This is a genomic window from Pseudarthrobacter sp. RHLT3-21, assembly GCF_059383495.1.
The window spans coordinates 478,712-493,957 of sequence record NZ_JBWZCI010000001.1; the positions used below are offsets into that span (position 1 = coordinate 478,712).

Below are 15,246 nucleotides of genomic sequence, written 5' to 3' on the forward strand. Positions count from 1 at the left end.
TGACCGGGGTGTTTTTTGCTGACCGGCGCACCCGTCAAGGACGTGCCAACTCATCATCTTGTGCCCCAGGAGGGAATCGAACCCCCGACCGGCGGATTAGAAGGCCGCTGCTCTATCCCCTGAGCTACTGGGGCACGTGGCGCCACGACCATAGATCCGGCGCATAAAAAGTCTACATTGCCCCGACGTGCAGCCGCGTCAGCGTCGCCCGCTGCCGGTACTTCTCCTCAACAAGGCGGGTTCAGGCAGGGTTGTGCACATACGCGAAGTTGTCCCTCGCGGCCCGGTGCCGTCCGCGCGAAGCTGGTTTTGCCGCTAAGGCGCCACCCTTCGAGACAGGACACGATGATGACTGACTACCAAACATTCCGGGGCTTCGTTGCCACGGATATCAAGACCTCCACAACCCCTGGCGGCGTTGGCACCGCCTCGTTCCGCCTCGGTTCAACGGCGCGGCGTTTTGACCGGGCCACCAGTACCTGGGTGGATAGCCACACGAACTGGTTCAACGTCCAGGGCTACCGTCAGCTGGCCGGGAACATGGCCTGCAGCATCAAGAAGGGCCAGTGCGTCATCGTCGTTGGCCGGCTCAAGCTGCGCAGCTGGGAGAAGGACGGCCGGGTCTACCATTCGGCCGAAATCGATGCGGATTCCGTGGGCCACGACCTCAAGCGTGGTTCGGCCAACTACATCCGCACCAGTGACACCGGACTGCACCTCGTTTCAGACAACGGCGCGGCAGGCCAGGAGACGGCGGCGGGCAGCAGCATCGGCCCTGCTGATCCTGACGATGACGGAGGAGACCCGGAAGAAGGGGAGCACGCGGACGACGACGCTGCAGCGTTGGGAGTCTTCCACGAGGATGCAGACGGCAACCACATTCCGGTGGACGCTGAAACAGGCGAGCTCGCCGGAGCCACCGTCTGAAAGTGCAGGCGTTGGATACCGCACGGGACGCGGGCGGGCCCGGTGCCGGCAGTCCGCCCGCGCCGGGACCGTTCCGTCCCAGGCTTGGCCGCGTGGAAGAATGGCGGCATGAATCGCGCGACGGACAACCGGCAGGCAACCCCAATCATCAGCCGGACCACCCGTTCCCGGCGGTTTGGGTCACATGCGGGACGGGCGCCCACGGCGCTCGCCGGAAGCCTCCTGATGGTTCTCGCGCTTGCAGCCTGCACCGGCGGCTCCCCAACAGGGGCCGGTCAGGGCGCTGCCACCCCCGGCGAGGTCGTCACCCCCTCGGAGCCGGCCACCACGGGCTCCACCCAGCCCGCCGCCACGTCCCCGGCGGAGGATCCGGCCACAGCGGTCATGAAACAGACGGTGACGGATGCGCTGGGCAGGCTGGCGGCGGGGACACCAAAGCCGGCCACAGCCCAGGTGACCGATGCCCTGACCGGCGCCGGGATTGCCCCGGCGGCCCTTGAAGTGTCGGCGAGCCGGACGCCCACCGGGCTGGAAGCCGACGCCATTGAAGCCGCAGTGCTGCAGGGCACCGACTGTGTGGTGGGACAGGTCCGCGACGGCAACGTAACCGTCATCGTTCTTCCGGTCCTGGCCAGCGGCAAGTGCTTCGTAGGGGCGGCTGCCTGAGGCCCCGAATGTGAGTTAAGCCCGCCAACCCACTAGATTTGGAACCATGGCGGAATTTATCTACACAATGACCAATGCCCGCAAGGCAGTTGGCGAAAAACTCATTCTTGACAACGTAAGCATGTCCTTCTTCCCGGGCGCCAAAATCGGTGTTGTTGGCCCGAACGGTGCCGGTAAGTCCACCATCCTGAAGATCATGGCCGGACTGGACATCCCCTCCAACGGTGAGGCCCGGCTCAGTCCCGGCTACACCGTGGGGATCCTGTTGCAGGAACCGCCACTGAACGAGGAAAAGACTGTCCTGGGCAACGTCCAGGAAGGTGTTGGCGAGATCTACGGCAAGATCCAGCGCTTCAACGAGATCTCCGAGGAAATGGCCAGCCCCGACGCTGACTTCGACGTCCTGCTCGAAGAAATGGGTCAGCTGCAGGAGGCCATTGACGCCGCGGAGGCCTGGGATCTCGACTCCCAGCTCGAGCAGGCCATGGACGCCCTCCGCTGCCCGCCCGCGGACGCCGACGTGACACTGCTCTCCGGTGGTGAGCGCCGCCGCGTGGCCCTCTGCAAGCTCCTGCTGCAGAAGCCCGACCTCCTCCTCCTGGACGAGCCCACCAACCACCTGGACGCCGAGAGCGTGCTGTGGCTGGAACAGCACCTCTCCAGCTACGCAGGCGCAGTCCTGGCCGTCACCCACGACCGGTACTTCCTTGACCACGTCGCGGAATGGATCGCCGAGGTTGACCGCGGCCACCTGTACCCCTACGAGGGCAACTACTCCACGTACCTGGAGAAGAAGCGTGCCCGCCTGGAAGTCCAGGGCAAAAAGGACGCCAAGCAGGCCAAGCGCCTCACCGAGGAACTCGAATGGGTACGCTCCAACGCCAAGGGCCGCCAGACCAAGTCCAAGGCCCGTCTGGCCCGCTACGAGGAGATGGCAGCCGAGGCTGACCGCACCCGCAAGCTTGACTTCGAAGAGATCCAGATTCCGCCGGGACCGCGCCTGGGCGGGCTGGTCCTGGAAGCCAGGGACCTGCAGAAGGGCTTCGACGACCGCACCCTGATCGACGGACTGTCCTTCACTCTTCCCCGCAACGGCATCGTAGGCGTCATCGGCCCCAACGGCGTGGGCAAGTCCACGCTGTTCAAAACCATCCTGGGCCTGGAGCCGCTCGACGGCGGAGAGCTGAAGATCGGCGATTCGGTCAAGATCTCCTACGCGGACCAGAGCCGCGGCGGCATCGACCCGAACAAGACCCTGTGGGAAGTTGTTTCCGACGGCCTCGATTACATCCAGGTGGGCCAGGTCGAAATGCCGTCCCGCGCCTACGTTGCCGCTTTCGGTTTCAAGGGTCCGGACCAGCAGAAGAAGGCCGGTGTGCTCTCCGGTGGTGAGCGCAACCGCCTCAACCTTGCGCTGACCCTCAAGCAGGGCGGCAACCTGCTGCTCCTTGACGAGCCCACTAACGACCTCGACGTCGAGACCCTCAGCAGCCTTGAAAACGCGCTGCTGGAGTTCCCCGGCTGCGCCGTAGTGGTATCGCACGACCGCTGGTTCCTGGACCGGGTGGCCACCCACATCCTGGCCTACGAAGGCGACGAGGAGAACCCCGCCAAGTGGTACTGGTTCGAGGGCAACTTCGAATCCTACGAGGAGAACAAGGTAGAGCGGCTCGGACCCGATGCTGCCAAGCCGCACCGGGTGACCCACCGCCGCCTCACCCGCGACTGATCGCAATGAAAGGCCGGCACCCCGTCAGGGGCGCCGGCCTTTCTGCTGCCTGCCGGAAGTCAGGCCCGCCCGGCCTTGCGGATCTGGTGCTCCAGGACTTTGGACTGGAAGGCACCAACTACCTTGTTTTTCAGGTCGGTGGGAACCCGGACCATGCCCTCCTGCGCTACCGAGGCAACGTGCTGCCCGGCCCGGTTGAAGATCTTGCCCGTGGCGAGGCCGCGGGCTCCCTGGGCGCTGGGCGATTCCTGGACGTAGAGCAGCCATTCGTCCACACGGGCGGGACGGTGCCACCACATGGCGTGGTCCAGGCTGGCGACACTCATGCCGGGCGTGATCCAGCTCAGCCCGTGGCGGCGCAGGATGGATTCCAGCAGCGTGTAGTCGCTGGCGTAGGCCAGGGCGGCCCGGTGCAGGTTTGAATCATCGGGCATGGGCCCGAACGTCTTCATCCAGACAGCGTTCCGGGCCTCCTTCTTGCCCTTGGCCGAAACGTAGAGCGGCGGGTCAACGTGCCTGATATCAAAGGGCCGTTCGTAAGCCCAGTGCTGGGCGATGGGGTGGTCGAACTTGCCCAGCAGGTCGGCCGTGCTCGGCAGCGACTCAGGATCGGGAATGCCGGCGGGCATCTTGGATTCGTGGTCCAGCCCTTCGTCCAGGTCCTGGAAGGACGCGATCATCGAAAGAATCGGCACGCCCTCCTGGTAGGCATGGACACGCCGGGCCGAAAAGGACCGCCCGTCACGCAGGCGCTGGACACCGAACGTGATGGGCTTGTTGGCGTCGCCGGGCCGGAGGAAATAGCCGTGCATGGAATGGACAAACCGCTCCGGGTCCACCGTCCTCATGGAGGCCACCAGCGACTGGGCCAGCACCTGGCCGCCGAACACGCGCTGCCGGGGCTGCTGCTGCGATGGGCCAAGGAAGATGTCCTCATCGGTCCGGGCGCCTTCAAGCTCACCGAGGTCAAGGAGTTTGATGAGCGTTTCGGTGGGGTCGCCGCTGGGTGGCGCCAGCAGTCCGGTTTCGGCTTCAGTCATGGATTGACTCTAGACGTCGCCCCGCCGCTGCTCAACCAAGCTTCAGCCGGTAGTGTTCCTAGTGTGTCTGACCTACTTACGAAGTCCTTCCGGTTCGCCGACCCGCGTGATCTCGCCGATCTGCGCACCTTCACCACCCGTGCCAAGGCCGTGGATGACGGCGCCATCCGGCTTCAGGCCGCAGGTTCCGTTCTCGCGGCATACGTCTGCGTTCTGCGGCCCCGCCTGCTGGGCGAATCCACCCCCACCATCCTGGGCCTGCGCACCATGGCGCTGGCGGAACCTTCCGCGATTGACGTGACGGTGCCGCTCTCAGCCGTACTTGACCGGCTTGCCAGGGCAGGGGAAGACGACGTCGAGCTGCCGGTTCCGCCGTCCACCGTGACCGAATCGTGGACGGGCGTCGGTGCGCCGCGCACCGGCTGGGAGCTGGTGGGTGTGTTGTCGGACGCCGAACTCCGGCGCGCGGCTGAAGCCGGCATCACCGAAGTGGCGGGCATCGTGCCCGCCCGGCCGGGGGCACTGATCGTCAACAACGCACGCGCCGCTGTGTGGGGCCGGGCCCTTGACGACTCCGGCCTCCCGGCAGGGGCCGCCTTCGCTGCCCTCACCCTGGGATTCCTCGCAGACGCGGACCAGAAGCTGTACCGGGCGGGCCGCTGGTTCCGCCTCAGCGGTCCGCGCGGGCACGTCCTGGCGCGGACCGGCAGCGGCCTCTAGTACCCGGCCAGCCGTCGTCGTACGCGTTAGGACGCAAAGCCCGCGGGCCGGGCGTCAGGCGTCCGAGGGGCTGTTCACCATGGACAACGCGGCACGTTCCATGTAGTCCCAGAGCGTTCCCTCGTACAGGGGAGGCAGTTCCAGGGAATCGACGGCCGTCCGCATGTGGAACAGCCAGCGGTCCTTGGCCTCGGGTGTGACACGGAACGGTATGTGGCGCATCCGCAGGCGCGGGTGGCCGCGCTCCTCGCCGTACGTGGTGGGCCCGCCCCAGTACTGCTCCAGGAACATCAGGAACCGCCGCTTGGCCGGCTCAAGGTCCTCCTCCGGGTACATCGGGCGCAACAGCGGGTCCGTGGCGACGCCGTCGTAAAAGACATCGATCAGCTTGACGAACGTCTCGTGTCCGCCCACGGCATCGTAGAAGTTGTCCGTGTAGCCGGGCTGGCTGAAGGGATCGTTCTGCATAAGCTGGCGTGCCTGCTGCGGCTCGGCGGGTGTGGTCATGTCTCTATTCTCCGGCCTTTTGCTCTGTCTTTTTCGCCTCGGTGGCAGGGGCACTGAGGGCAGTGTCCGGCCTGGCCTCCGGCGAGTCCGGTACCGGCGGGTCCTGCACCGGCACGTACTTGCCCTGCGAACGGTTGCCGACGCGAAGGATCTCGCCATTGCGGAGGTACCAGATGGCGCCGTCCTCCGACCGGACCCGCGTGATGCGAAGCCCCATGGACTCGACCACACCCACCACTTCGCTGGTTTCGATCACGTCGCCGATCCCATACTGGTCCTCAATCGTGATGAAGATGCCGGCGAGGAAGTCGCGGATCAGCTGCTGGGCGCCAAAACCGATGGCGATACCCAGGATTCCCACGCTGGTCAGGAGCGGGGCGATGTTGATGTTCAGGTTCTGCAGCACATACATCGTGGTGATCACGGCCACCAGCACGCCCACGATGCTGTTGAGCAGGGAACCGATGGTTTCCGCCCGCTGCACGCGGCGCTCGTGATCCAGGGCCCGCAAGGCGGGGGCAACCCACTTGAAGTGCGGTTTCTTGAAGAAATTGGTACCCGACGCCACTCGCTTGCTGATCCGGGAAATTACAAAGGTGGCCACCAGCCATATCGCGATTCCGACGCCAAGGCTGATCACAATGCCCGTGACGCTGACGCCGTTGGGCTGCGAGGTGAGAGGCGGGGGTGTAAGCGACATCGTGCTGAACATAGGGGCAGAACTCCTTGGGGGGATCACCGGCGGCGGCCGGGGGATGACGTCGGCCCATGCACAGGTTCGCCCGCGGCATAAGGCTCTATTCTCTTTCCACCCTAGCGCCGTAGCGTGGCCCCATGCGCATCCTCATTCTGGGCGGAACCGCCTTTTTCTCCTCTGAAATCGCCCGGCAGGCCGTTTCCGCAGGTCACGCGGTCACCTGCCTTGCCCGCGGATCGGCGACGGAACCGCCGGACGGAGTCCAATGGGTAAAAGCGGACCGTTCACTCGGCGCGAACAGCTACGCACAGGTGGCGGGGGACTGGGATGCGGTCATTGACGTGGCCCGCGATCCTGTCCTGGCCAAGGAGGCGCTGACCGCCCTGGCCCGCCGGACCGCCCACTGGACGTTTGTGTCCAGCTGCTCGGTCTATGCAGACCCTTCGACGCTGGGAGCGGCTGAGGACGCTGACCTGCTGGCACCGCTGCCAGCCGGCACAGAATCCACCCCGGAGAACTACGGGGAATCCAAGTCAGCGATTGAACAGGCCACCCTGGAGGCCGCGGGAGACAGAGCCCACCTCTGCCGCGCCGGCCTGATCAGCGGCCCTGGGGACGGGACGGACCGGTATGGCTACTGGCCCGCAAGGTTCGCCAGGGACAACGGCCCGGCCGTGGTCCCGGCCATCGCCAGCCACGCCACGCAGGTCATTGATGTGCGGGACCTCGCGGCCTGGATCCTCGCGGCCGCGCAGCGCGAGGTGACCGGGCCGCTGAATGCCGTGGGGGACCAGGTGCCCTTCGGAGAGTACATCGAGGCGGCCACAACAGTGGCCGAATACCGGGGCGAGGTCCTCAAGGCCCCGGAGGATTGGCTGGTCAAACGCGGGATCGACTATTGGGCCGGACCGGATTCCCTCCCGCTGTGGCTGCCGCCCGGCCACGAGGGGTTCTGCAACCGCAGCAACCAGGCCGCCATGGCCGCCGGGCTCGCAATAAGGCCTTGGCAGGAAACGCTGGCGGACACGCTTGAGGACGAGCGCCGCCGTGGCCTGGACCGCCCCCGCAAGGCAGGGCTCACGCCCGCCACCGAAACACGGCTGGCAGCGGAGCTTCTTCGAAGCCGCTGACTCCGTCCCCCCCGAACTGGGTAGCACCCCACCCAAGTAGGTAGCAGTAACTGTCGTTATGAGCGCTCATAACGACAGTTAGCGCGACCTAGTTGGGGGTCTCAGGCCACCACAGTTACGGGTGAATGAAGCACGGGAAAATTGACGCTCCGGGCGATGAAACAGACAGCGTTGGCTTCGCGGTGAAGCTGTTCGGCCAGATCCACATGGGCCGCGTCCGCCACGGTCACCCGGGGGTTCAGCGTGACGGACTCAAACTGTCCGCTGCCGTCGCGGTTCAGGCGCATAACACCGGTGGCGTTGTCCTGATAGTCGGTCACCACCACCCCGTGCCGCACGGCCACGTGCAGGAAGGACAGCATGTGGCACTGCGCCAGCGCCGCCAGGAGCAGTTGTTCAGGGTTGTAGCGGTCACGGTCGCCATGGAACGTCGGATCGGCGGAACCCGGCAGGACCGGCAGCCCGGGGATCCGGACATCGTGGTCCCGTGAGTAGCCACGGTACGACGACGTGCCGTCTCCCAGGTTGCCGGTCCACTGCACCGTCAGGGAATAGTGGTGCTCGCCCAGGCTCATGGCGCCGGCCTACAGCTCGCCCGGCAGCACGTCGGCCGCGCGTGCCCGCAGTGCCCGGGCCACGCCGTCGCGGTTTTCGAGCATCATGCGGCACAGGGCGGCGCTGTCTGCCGGAAGGCCGGCGAGGAAAGCATCCGTCCGGTCCACCGTTGCCTGCGTGGTCAGCAGTGCCGGGTAAAGCCCGACGACGATCTGCTGGGCGAGAGCGTGGGTGCGGCTTGCCACGATCGAGGGAACAGCTTCGAAGTACTTTTCCGCGTACGGCTCCAGCAGCGAACGGTCCAGCACCCGCATAAAGCCGTTGACCGCTGAACCCTGGAGTGCATTGGAGAGTTCTCCCGTGACCACGATCGAGTCCCAGGCGGCGGCCTTGGCTTCGGTGGTGGGGATGGCCGCCGTGGCCTGGGCTGCGGCGTTCTGTCCGCTCGCGGTGTTGTCGCGTTCCAGTTCGGCGGCGATCTCAGCCTGGCCCAGCCGGGCACCGGCCACCAGCGAGGCCAGCAGCTCCCAGCGGAGGTCCTGGTCCACGGCCAGCCCGTCAAGGGTGGCCGTGCCGTCCAGGAGCGCGGCGACAGTGTCCAGCTGGCCTGAGCTGCGGGCCAGCAGGGCAAACGACTTCACAAACTGCAGCTGGGCGTCGGACCCGCCGAGTGCTGCGCTGGCAAGGTCCCACAGCGTGTCCACGGCGGCGACCGTGGTGGCCTCGCGGTGCTCCCCGGCCACATAGAAGTTCAGCGTGGTGGCCAGCTGGCGCAGCTGGACCAGGATCACCGAAGAATCCGATTCCGCGGCCACGTTGGCCAGGATCAGCTCCACGTACCGGCGCGCCGGGGACTCGCCGTCGCGGGCAGCGTCCCAGGCGGAGTTCCACACCAGGGTGCGCGGCAGGCTCTCGCTGAAGTCCTTCAGGTGCGCCGTTGCCGTGGCGAGGGACTTCTCGTCCAGCCGGACCTTCGCGTAGGCGAGGTCGTCGTCGTTGACCAGGATCAGGTCAGGCTGGGCCAGGCCCGCCAGGTCCGGGACCTCGGTGCGCTCGCCGTCGACATCGAGCTCCTCACGGTGCACGCGCTCCAGCTTGCCCGCGCTGTTCAGGTTGTAGAACCCCACGGCGAGCCGGTGCGGACGGATGGTGGGCCACTCCTCGACGGCTGATTGCACGATGGTGAAGGACGTCAGCGTCCCTGTGTCGTCCACGGCGAGTTCCGGCTTGAGCGTATTGACGCCGGCGGTCTCCAGCCAGAGGCGGCCCCACTGGTCCAGGTCGCGGCCGCTGGCCTTCTTGAGCTCCACCATGAGGTCGCTGAGCTCGGTGTTCTGCCAGGCGTGCTTGGCGAAATACTCCCGGACCCCGGCCATAAACTGCTCCGGCCCCACCCAGGCCACCAACTGCCGCAGGACTGAGGCACCCTTGGCGTAGGTGATTCCGTCGAAGTTGACCTCCACATCCTGCAGGTCGTTGATGTCGGCGAAGATCGGGTGCGTTGTGGGCAGTTGGTCCTGGCGGTAGGCCCAGGACTTCTCCACGGAGGCGAACGTGGTCCACGCGCTCGTGAAGGACGTGTTTTCCACGGCCGCGAGGTGGGACATGTATTCGGCGAAGGATTCGTTGAGCCAGAGGTCGTTCCACCAGCGCATGGTCACCAGGTCGCCGAACCACATGTGGGCGAGTTCGTGCAGCACGGTGATGGCCCGGCGCTCGATCTGCGCCCCGGTCACTTTGCTCCGGAAAACGTAGCCTTCGAGGATGGTCACCGCGCCGGCATTCTCCATGGCGCCGGCGTTGAACTCGGGCACAAACAGCTGGTCGTACTTCTCGAACGGGTACGGGAAACCGAACTGCGCCTCGAAGAATTCGAAGCCCTGACGGGTCAGCTCAAAAATGTTGTCCGCATCGAGGTACTGCATCAGGGACTTCCGGGCAAAAACACCAAGCGGGATCACCCGGCCGTCGGAACTGGCCACTTCGCTGCGGACCGACTGGTACGGGCCGGCGATCAGGGCAGTGACGTAGGAAGACAGCCGCGGTGTGGGGGCGAACGCCCAGACCGAGCGGGCGCCGCCGTCGTCCGCTGGTGTGGCCTCAACCGGGGCAGGGGCAGGGGTGGGGGAGTTGGAGATGACATCCCAGTGCGAGGGCGCCGTGACGGTGAACCTGAAGGTGCCCTTGAGGTCAGGCTGCTCAAACACCGCGAACATCCGGCGCGAATCGGGAACCTCGAACTGCGTGTACAGGTACACCTCGTTGTCCACCGGATCCACAAAGCGGTGCAGGCCTTCGCCGGTGTTCATGTAGGGCGCATCGGCCGCTACCGTGAGTTCGTTGAATTCCGCCAGGCCGGGCAGCTGGATCCGGACGCCGTCGGACACTACCTCAGGGTCGAGGGCGCGCCCGTTGAGCGTGACGCTGTGCACGGCGTGGGTGACGGCATCAATGAACGTGGCGGAACCCGGGACTGCCGTGAACTTCACCGTGGTGGTGGTCCCGAAGACCTTCTCGCCCCTGGTCAGGTCCAGAATGACATCGTAGGAGTCAACGTTGATGAGTTCGGCACGCTCGCGGGCTTCGGCGCGAGTCAGGTTCATACCTGGCAAGTGGGGCCTCCAGAAGGGGTTGCGGTTGCCGGCGGGCGGTGGCCAGCACCGGCACAGTGAAGTCATTCTGTCACGGCCTCCGGCGGGAGTAGCGTTAATGCATGGGAAAGTTCCGGGATTCGGTGGATACCAAGGCACTGCGCTTCGCGTTGGGCTTTCCCGTGGTCCTGGCGGCGGCTTTTGTGTTCTGCGCCTTTTTGCTGCGGCCCGATCTGCCGGACCCCGTGGCGATCAGCTGGACGGCCGACGGCGGCGCCTCCTTTGCCCCGTTCGGCGCCTATGCGGCCGGCGGCGCGCTGCTCATCATCGCCTCAGGCTGGCTGGTGCTGTCCCAGGCGGTGCCGCTGTCCCGGCCCGCTGTTATGCGCCGGATCATGATGGGGACGGGATTGTTCCTGAGCCTGTTCATCACGAGCGTCCTTGCCGCCGGCCTGGTGGGCCAGGCCGGCCTCGCCGACGCCCGGGAGTCCCGGGTGGATCTTACGGTCCTCGCTCTCGGGAGCGGGGCGGCGTTGTCGCTGGGCGTCATCATGGGGTTTGTCTTCAAAGCCGACAGGCAGTGGTCGTCCGAGGATGACCGGGCCCTGGAGTTGGCTCTCGCCCGCGAGCTTGACCCGGAGCTTGCGGGAGACACCTTCCGGATGTGGGTGCACGCCCGCAGTTCCGTCTTTGTGATGATCGCGGTGGCCAGCCTGTTCCCGGCCGCGCTGATCGCTGTGGCGCTGCCCTGGCTCGGGGCCCTGGTCGCTGCCCTCGCTGTGGTGGCCGCTGCTTTCCTCTGCGCCCGCGTCAAGGCCGACCGCCGCGGCCTGCGCGTCCTGGTGGCCGGCGTGCTGCCGGTCATGGATGTGCCGGCTGCCGCGATCTCCACCGCAAGTGCCGCGGACGTCCGCGCCGCCGACTACGGCGGGTGGGGCTACCGCAACCACAGCGGCACCGCAGCGATGCTGGTCAGCAGCGGCCCCGCCGTCGTTGTGCATCAAACCGATGGGCGCAACCTTGCGGTCAGCGGCGGCAGCCCGGCATCCGCGGCCCGGCTGGCAGAAGTCCTGACCCGGGTGGCTGCCAGGGCACACGGGGGTGCCTCGGGCGAACGTGCCCCGGAGTCTGAGTCCTAGTAACCTTGTCCGTGATGATCTGACCCTGGCCTGAACCAGCACTGCTGGCCCCCGGCGCCTAAACGAACGGATACTGCTGTGACTTCTTCCCCTGCCTTCCCGCGGGTACACATCGCCACCGACCACGCAGGCATGGAACTCAGCGCCCACCTGGTCAGCCACCTCGCGGCCAAGGGCTACGACGTGGTGGACCACGGCCCCAAGGAATATGACGCCCTGGACGACTACCCGTCCTTCTGCATCAACGCAGCGCTCGCCGTCGTGGCCGACCAGCAGGCAGGAATCCACGCCCTCGGCATTGTCCTGGGCGGCTCGGGCAACGGCGAACAGATTGCGGCCAACAAGGTCAAGGGGGTCCGCGCAGCCCTCGCCTGGAACCACTCCACCGCCACCCTGGCACGTGAACACAACGACGCCAACGTGGTGGCCGTGGGCGGCCGCCAGCACACGGTCGAGGAAGCAACCGAACTGATCGAGGCCTTCCTGGCTGAGCCCTTCAGCAACGACGAACGGCACGTCCGCCGCATCGGCAAGATCGCGGCTTACGAAACTACGGGCGAGGTCATCGAGTAGTGCCCGAAGGGCATTCAGTCCGCCGCCTGGCGCAACAGTTCGGGGACGTTTTTACCGGCGAGGCGCTGTCCGTCAGCAGCCCGCAGGGCCGGTTCGTTGCCAGCGCAGCCCTGCTGGACGGCCAGGTCATGACGGATTCGCGCGCCCACGGCAAGCACCTCTTCCTGCATTTTGACCACGCCGTGGTGCTGCACATCCACCTGGGGCTCTATGGTGCCTGGGACTTCGGCGGCGACGCGACCTTCAGCGGCGCCTCCAGCATCGGCGCGCCGCGGAAGATCGGGGAGCGCGAGGTATTCGACGACCGCAACACTGTCGACGACGCCGGGACGGTTGAGTACGCAGGCCCGCCCGAGCCCAAGGGAGCCGTACGCGTCCGGCTGGTCAGCCGCCATGGCTGGGCAGACCTGCGCGGTGCCACCACCTGCGCGGCCATCACGGAGGCAGAAGCGCGGGCCGTCCTGGCCCGGCTGGGGCCGGATCCGCTGCACAACCATCCCGCGGACAGGACCCGCTTTGTGACGGGCCTTTTGTCCCGCAAGACGCCGATCGCTGCGCTGCTGATGGACCAGAAGGTGATTGCCGGCGTCGGGAATGTCTACCGGGCTGAAGTGCTGTTCCGGCAGCGGCTGGATCCGTGGCTGCCCGGTACTGGACTCTCCAGCAGTGCCGCCGGTCTGTTGTGGGACGATACCTCCGCAGTAATGGCCGACGGCGTCCGCGACGGGCGGATCATCACCACGCCGGCGGATTTTTGGGAGCCGGATTCCTGGGAACCAGGGGCGGTCCTGCCCTCGGGCGTCGACGCCCACTTTGTGTACAAGCGGGAAGGGCAGCCTTGCAGGGTCTGTGCCGTGCCGGTGGCCGTCACCGAAATGGTGGGCCGCAAGCTGTACTGGTGTCCCGGCTGCCAGCAGTAGCCAACAAAAGTCGGCCAACACCTAAGTCGGCCAAACAAAAAGCAGGGCCCCTCAGCGAGGGGCCCTGCTTGTGTGCGGAGGGGACGACGGGAATCGAACCCGCGTAATCAGTTTGGAAGACTGAGGCTTTACCATTAAGCTACGTCCCCGGAAAAATGCAGCTCAGCTGTTGAATCAGGCTGTACTGCGTTTCTTCGGGCTGGCTGTTGAAGCCGGATACAACTAAACCTAATTCATGCCCCACGTGTCAAATGTGCAAAGAACGCCCGGATGAACGTAGACTTGCCTGTGCACTTACGGGGTGTAGCTCAGCTTGGCTAGAGCACCTGCTTTGGGAGCAGGAAGTCGCAGGTTCAAATCCTGTCACCCCGACTCTGCGGCTCGGGCCGTGCATACGGCCCGGGCAGAAAACTGCGTTTGCAGAAACCCATCCCACAAACCCAGGAGTACTTAGACCGTGAAGAGCGCTGTCGAGAACCTCACCCCCACGCGGGTCAAGCTCAATGTTGAGGTCCCTTTTGAGGAATTGAAGCCCAGCATCGACGAGGCATACAAGACTGTTGCTTCGCAGATCCAGGTCCCTGGCTTCCGTAAGGGCAAGGTCCCGTCCAAGCTGATCGATCAGCGCGTTGGCCGCGGCTACGTGCTGGAGACGGCCATCAACGAAGGCCTCAACGGCTGGTACCAGGCTGCAGTCCAGGAATCCGGCATCCGCCCCCTGAGCCGTCCCGAGGTTGAAATCACCGAAGTTCCGGACCCCAGCTCCACGGACGGGGAACTGAAGTTCCACGCCGAGGTTGATATCCGTCCGGAGGTCGAACTCCCGGACTACGCCGGCATCAAGGTCGAGGTAGCCGCAGCGGAATCCTCCGACGAGGACGTTGACAAGGCCCTGGATGAACTGCGCGGCCGCTTCGGCACGCTGAAGTCCGTGGACCGCCCGGCCGCCGATGGCGACTTCCTGACCATCGACATCACCGCCACCATTGACGGCGCCGACGTTGATTCCGCGTCCGGCCTGTCCTACCAGGTGGGCACCGAAACCATGCTTGAGGGCCTGGACGAGGCCGTCACCGGCCTCAGCGTTGACGAAGACGCCATCTTCGAAACCACACTGGTGGGCGGTGACCACGCCGGCGAGTCCGCTCAGGTGAAGGTTGTTGTCAAGGCCGTCAAGGAGCGCGAGCTTCCGGAAGCCAACGACGACTTCGCCCAGCTGGCCTCCGAGTTCGACACCCTGGCCGAACTCCGCGAGGACCTGGCCAAGCAGGCTGCCGACTCCAAGGTTGTTGAGCAGGGCGTAGAGGCCCGCGACAAGGTCCTGGACAAGCTCGTTGAACTCGTCCAGGTTCCGGTTCCGGACTCCGTGGTCGAAGAGCAGGTCGAAGCCCACTTCAAGGAGGGCAACGGCCACGGTGAAGGCGAGCACGACACCGAGGAGCACCGCGAAGAAGTCAAGGCCAACACCGCCCGCGCCTTCCAGAACGAAGTCATCCTCGACGCCATTGCCGAAAAGGAAGAAGTCAACGTCAGCCAGGCCGAGCTGATCGACTACATCGTCAGCGCCGCCAGCCAGTACGGCATGGACCCGAACCAGTTCGCCCAGATCATCGATCAGAGCGGCCAGGTTCCCATGATGGTTTCCGAGGTCCGCCGCCGGAAGGCACTGGCCGTTGTCCTGGGCCAGGCCACCGTGACCGACACCGCCGGCAAGACTGTTGACCTCAGCGACTTCGTCCGCCCCGGCGGCGAAGAAGAGGCTCCCGCCGTTGAGGCCGAGGCCGCTGAAGACACCAACGCCGAGACCGAGGCCACCCCGAGTGACGACCCGGCAGCCGTGAAGTTCTAGCACGCCCCTGGCAGTGCGACTAAAGGCAGCCCCCGGACCTACTGGTCCGGGGGCTGCCTTGGTTAATGGGCAGCCGCAGGGGTCGTGCGCCGTCAGCGAACAGCGCGATTCCGGCGAACAAATCGGTGATCAAACCGGTTAGTGTCCAAGTAGTGAAGTTCAGTGATGTCACCGTCACCAGCGAGAGGTAAGTACACATGTCA

14 protein-coding genes and 3 tRNA genes are annotated in these 15,246 nt (G+C 65.7%); 10 read left to right on the forward strand and 7 right to left on the reverse strand.

Features of this window, described 5'->3' with window-relative positions:
• Nucleotides 1-61 precede the first annotated feature (61 nt).
• A tRNA-Arg gene (locus AC50YA_RS02280) sits at nt 62-134 on the reverse strand.
• Between the two features lie 214 nt (nt 135-348).
• On the opposite strand from AC50YA_RS02280, the gene AC50YA_RS02285 reads away from it, so the two are divergent.
• The 3 genes from AC50YA_RS02285 (at nt 349) to ettA (ending at nt 3,322) form a co-directional block, all read left to right on the forward strand.
• Nucleotides 349-927 (forward strand): single-stranded DNA-binding protein, encoded by a 579-nt coding sequence (locus AC50YA_RS02285; RefSeq protein ID WP_494980750.1) that lies wholly within the window; start codon nt 349-351, stop codon nt 925-927.
• Between the two features lie 108 nt (nt 928-1,035).
• Nucleotides 1,036-1,593 carry a DUF6993 domain-containing protein gene (locus AC50YA_RS02290; protein ID WP_494980751.1) on the forward strand — a complete coding sequence of 186 codons (558 nt, stop codon included), beginning with the start codon at nt 1,036-1,038 and terminating at the stop codon, nt 1,591-1,593.
• Nucleotides 1,594-1,639: 46 nt separating this feature from the next.
• The gene (gene ettA / locus AC50YA_RS02295; protein ID WP_494980752.1) at nt 1,640-3,322 is read left to right on the forward strand and encodes an energy-dependent translational throttle protein EttA; all 1,683 of its coding nucleotides are present in this window, start codon (nt 1,640-1,642) and stop codon (nt 3,320-3,322) included.
• 59 nt (nt 3,323-3,381) lie between these two features.
• Here ettA and AC50YA_RS02300 read toward each other — a convergent pair whose 3' ends face one another.
• The gene (locus AC50YA_RS02300; RefSeq protein ID WP_494980753.1) at nt 3,382-4,362 is read right to left on the reverse strand and encodes an acyl-CoA thioesterase; all 981 of its coding nucleotides are present in this window, start codon (nt 4,360-4,362) and stop codon (nt 3,382-3,384) included.
• A 63-nt stretch (nt 4,363-4,425) separates the two neighbouring features.
• Between AC50YA_RS02300 and AC50YA_RS02305 the strand changes: the two genes are divergently transcribed.
• Nucleotides 4,426-5,082 carry a DUF8185 domain-containing protein gene (locus AC50YA_RS02305; protein ID WP_494980754.1) on the forward strand — a complete coding sequence of 219 codons (657 nt, stop codon included), beginning with the start codon at nt 4,426-4,428 and terminating at the stop codon, nt 5,080-5,082.
• A gap of 54 nt (nt 5,083-5,136) precedes the next feature.
• Here the strand turns inward: AC50YA_RS02305 and AC50YA_RS02310 are convergent, their stop codons facing one another.
• Both AC50YA_RS02310 and AC50YA_RS02315 read right to left on the reverse strand, forming a co-directional pair.
• The gene (locus AC50YA_RS02310; RefSeq protein WP_494980755.1) at nt 5,137-5,589 is read right to left on the reverse strand and encodes a globin; all 453 of its coding nucleotides are present in this window, start codon (nt 5,587-5,589) and stop codon (nt 5,137-5,139) included.
• Between the two features lie 4 nt (nt 5,590-5,593).
• Nucleotides 5,594-6,289 carry a mechanosensitive ion channel family protein gene (locus AC50YA_RS02315; RefSeq protein WP_494980756.1) on the reverse strand — a complete coding sequence of 232 codons (696 nt, stop codon included), beginning with the start codon at nt 6,287-6,289 and terminating at the stop codon, nt 5,594-5,596.
• Nucleotides 6,290-6,423: 134 nt separating this feature from the next.
• Between AC50YA_RS02315 and AC50YA_RS02320 the strand changes: the two genes are divergently transcribed.
• Nucleotides 6,424-7,416 (forward strand): NAD-dependent epimerase/dehydratase family protein, encoded by a 993-nt coding sequence (locus AC50YA_RS02320; protein WP_494980757.1) that lies wholly within the window; start codon nt 6,424-6,426, stop codon nt 7,414-7,416.
• Nucleotides 7,417-7,517: 101 nt separating this feature from the next.
• Here AC50YA_RS02320 and AC50YA_RS02325 read toward each other — a convergent pair whose 3' ends face one another.
• Both AC50YA_RS02325 and pepN read right to left on the reverse strand, forming a co-directional pair.
• Entirely contained in the window at nt 7,518-7,991 is a 474-nt protein-coding gene (locus tag AC50YA_RS02325) for an OsmC family protein (protein ID WP_494980758.1), read from the reverse strand.
• A 9-nt stretch (nt 7,992-8,000) separates the two neighbouring features.
• On the reverse strand, nt 8,001-10,574 hold the full coding sequence (gene pepN / locus AC50YA_RS02330) for an aminopeptidase N (protein WP_494980759.1): 2,574 nt from the start codon (nt 10,572-10,574) through the stop codon (nt 8,001-8,003).
• A gap of 110 nt (nt 10,575-10,684) precedes the next feature.
• On the opposite strand from pepN, the gene AC50YA_RS02335 reads away from it, so the two are divergent.
• From AC50YA_RS02335 to AC50YA_RS02345, 3 genes are all read left to right on the forward strand, one after another.
• Nucleotides 10,685-11,701, forward strand: coding sequence for a hypothetical protein (locus tag AC50YA_RS02335; RefSeq protein ID WP_494980760.1), 1,017 nt, complete (start codon nt 10,685-10,687; stop codon nt 11,699-11,701).
• Between the two features lie 78 nt (nt 11,702-11,779).
• Nucleotides 11,780-12,274: a ribose-5-phosphate isomerase gene (locus AC50YA_RS02340; RefSeq protein ID WP_354251608.1), complete on the forward strand. Its 495-nt coding sequence runs from the start codon at nt 11,780-11,782 to the stop codon at nt 12,272-12,274.
• Nucleotides 12,274-13,194: an Fpg/Nei family DNA glycosylase gene (locus AC50YA_RS02345; RefSeq protein ID WP_494980761.1), complete on the forward strand. Its 921-nt coding sequence runs from the start codon at nt 12,274-12,276 to the stop codon at nt 13,192-13,194. The genes AC50YA_RS02340 and AC50YA_RS02345 overlap by 1 nt, the downstream gene beginning before the upstream one ends.
• A 78-nt stretch (nt 13,195-13,272) precedes the next feature.
• On the opposite strand, the gene AC50YA_RS02350 is transcribed toward AC50YA_RS02345, so the two are convergent.
• Nucleotides 13,273-13,343, reverse strand: a tRNA-Gly gene (locus AC50YA_RS02350).
• Between the two features lie 148 nt (nt 13,344-13,491).
• On the opposite strand from AC50YA_RS02350, the gene AC50YA_RS02355 reads away from it, so the two are divergent.
• Together AC50YA_RS02355 and tig are read left to right on the forward strand one after the other, a co-directional pair.
• Nucleotides 13,492-13,566 (forward strand) — tRNA-Pro (locus tag AC50YA_RS02355).
• Between the two features lie 85 nt (nt 13,567-13,651).
• On the forward strand, nt 13,652-15,043 hold the full coding sequence (gene tig / locus AC50YA_RS02360) for a trigger factor (RefSeq protein ID WP_494980762.1): 1,392 nt from the start codon (nt 13,652-13,654) through the stop codon (nt 15,041-15,043).
• Nucleotides 15,044-15,246 lie beyond the last annotated feature (203 nt).

What these genes read in the sequence shown, in the direction of transcription:
- AC50YA_RS02320 (WP_494980757.1), top strand. Translation starts at nt 6,424, where the DNA reads ATGCGCATCCTCATTCTGGGCGGAACCGCCTTTTTCTCCTCTGAAATC.
- AC50YA_RS02315 (WP_494980756.1), bottom strand. Translation starts at nt 6,289, where the DNA reads ATGTCGCTTACACCCCCGCCTCTCACCTCGCAGCCCAACGGCGTCAGC.
- AC50YA_RS02300 (WP_494980753.1), bottom strand. Translation starts at nt 4,362, where the DNA reads ATGACTGAAGCCGAAACCGGACTGCTGGCGCCACCCAGCGGCGACCCC.
- pepN (WP_494980759.1), bottom strand. Translation starts at nt 10,574, where the DNA reads ATGAACCTGACTCGCGCCGAAGCCCGCGAGCGTGCCGAACTCATCAAC.
- AC50YA_RS02285 (WP_494980750.1), top strand. Translation starts at nt 349, where the DNA reads ATGACTGACTACCAAACATTCCGGGGCTTCGTTGCCACGGATATCAAG.
- AC50YA_RS02290 (WP_494980751.1), top strand. Translation starts at nt 1,036, where the DNA reads ATGAATCGCGCGACGGACAACCGGCAGGCAACCCCAATCATCAGCCGG.
- AC50YA_RS02335 (WP_494980760.1), top strand. Translation starts at nt 10,685, where the DNA reads ATGGGAAAGTTCCGGGATTCGGTGGATACCAAGGCACTGCGCTTCGCG.
- ettA (WP_494980752.1), top strand. Translation starts at nt 1,640, where the DNA reads ATGGCGGAATTTATCTACACAATGACCAATGCCCGCAAGGCAGTTGGC.
- AC50YA_RS02325 (WP_494980758.1), bottom strand. Translation starts at nt 7,991, where the DNA reads ATGAGCCTGGGCGAGCACCACTATTCCCTGACGGTGCAGTGGACCGGC.
- AC50YA_RS02310 (WP_494980755.1), bottom strand. Translation starts at nt 5,589, where the DNA reads ATGACCACACCCGCCGAGCCGCAGCAGGCACGCCAGCTTATGCAGAAC.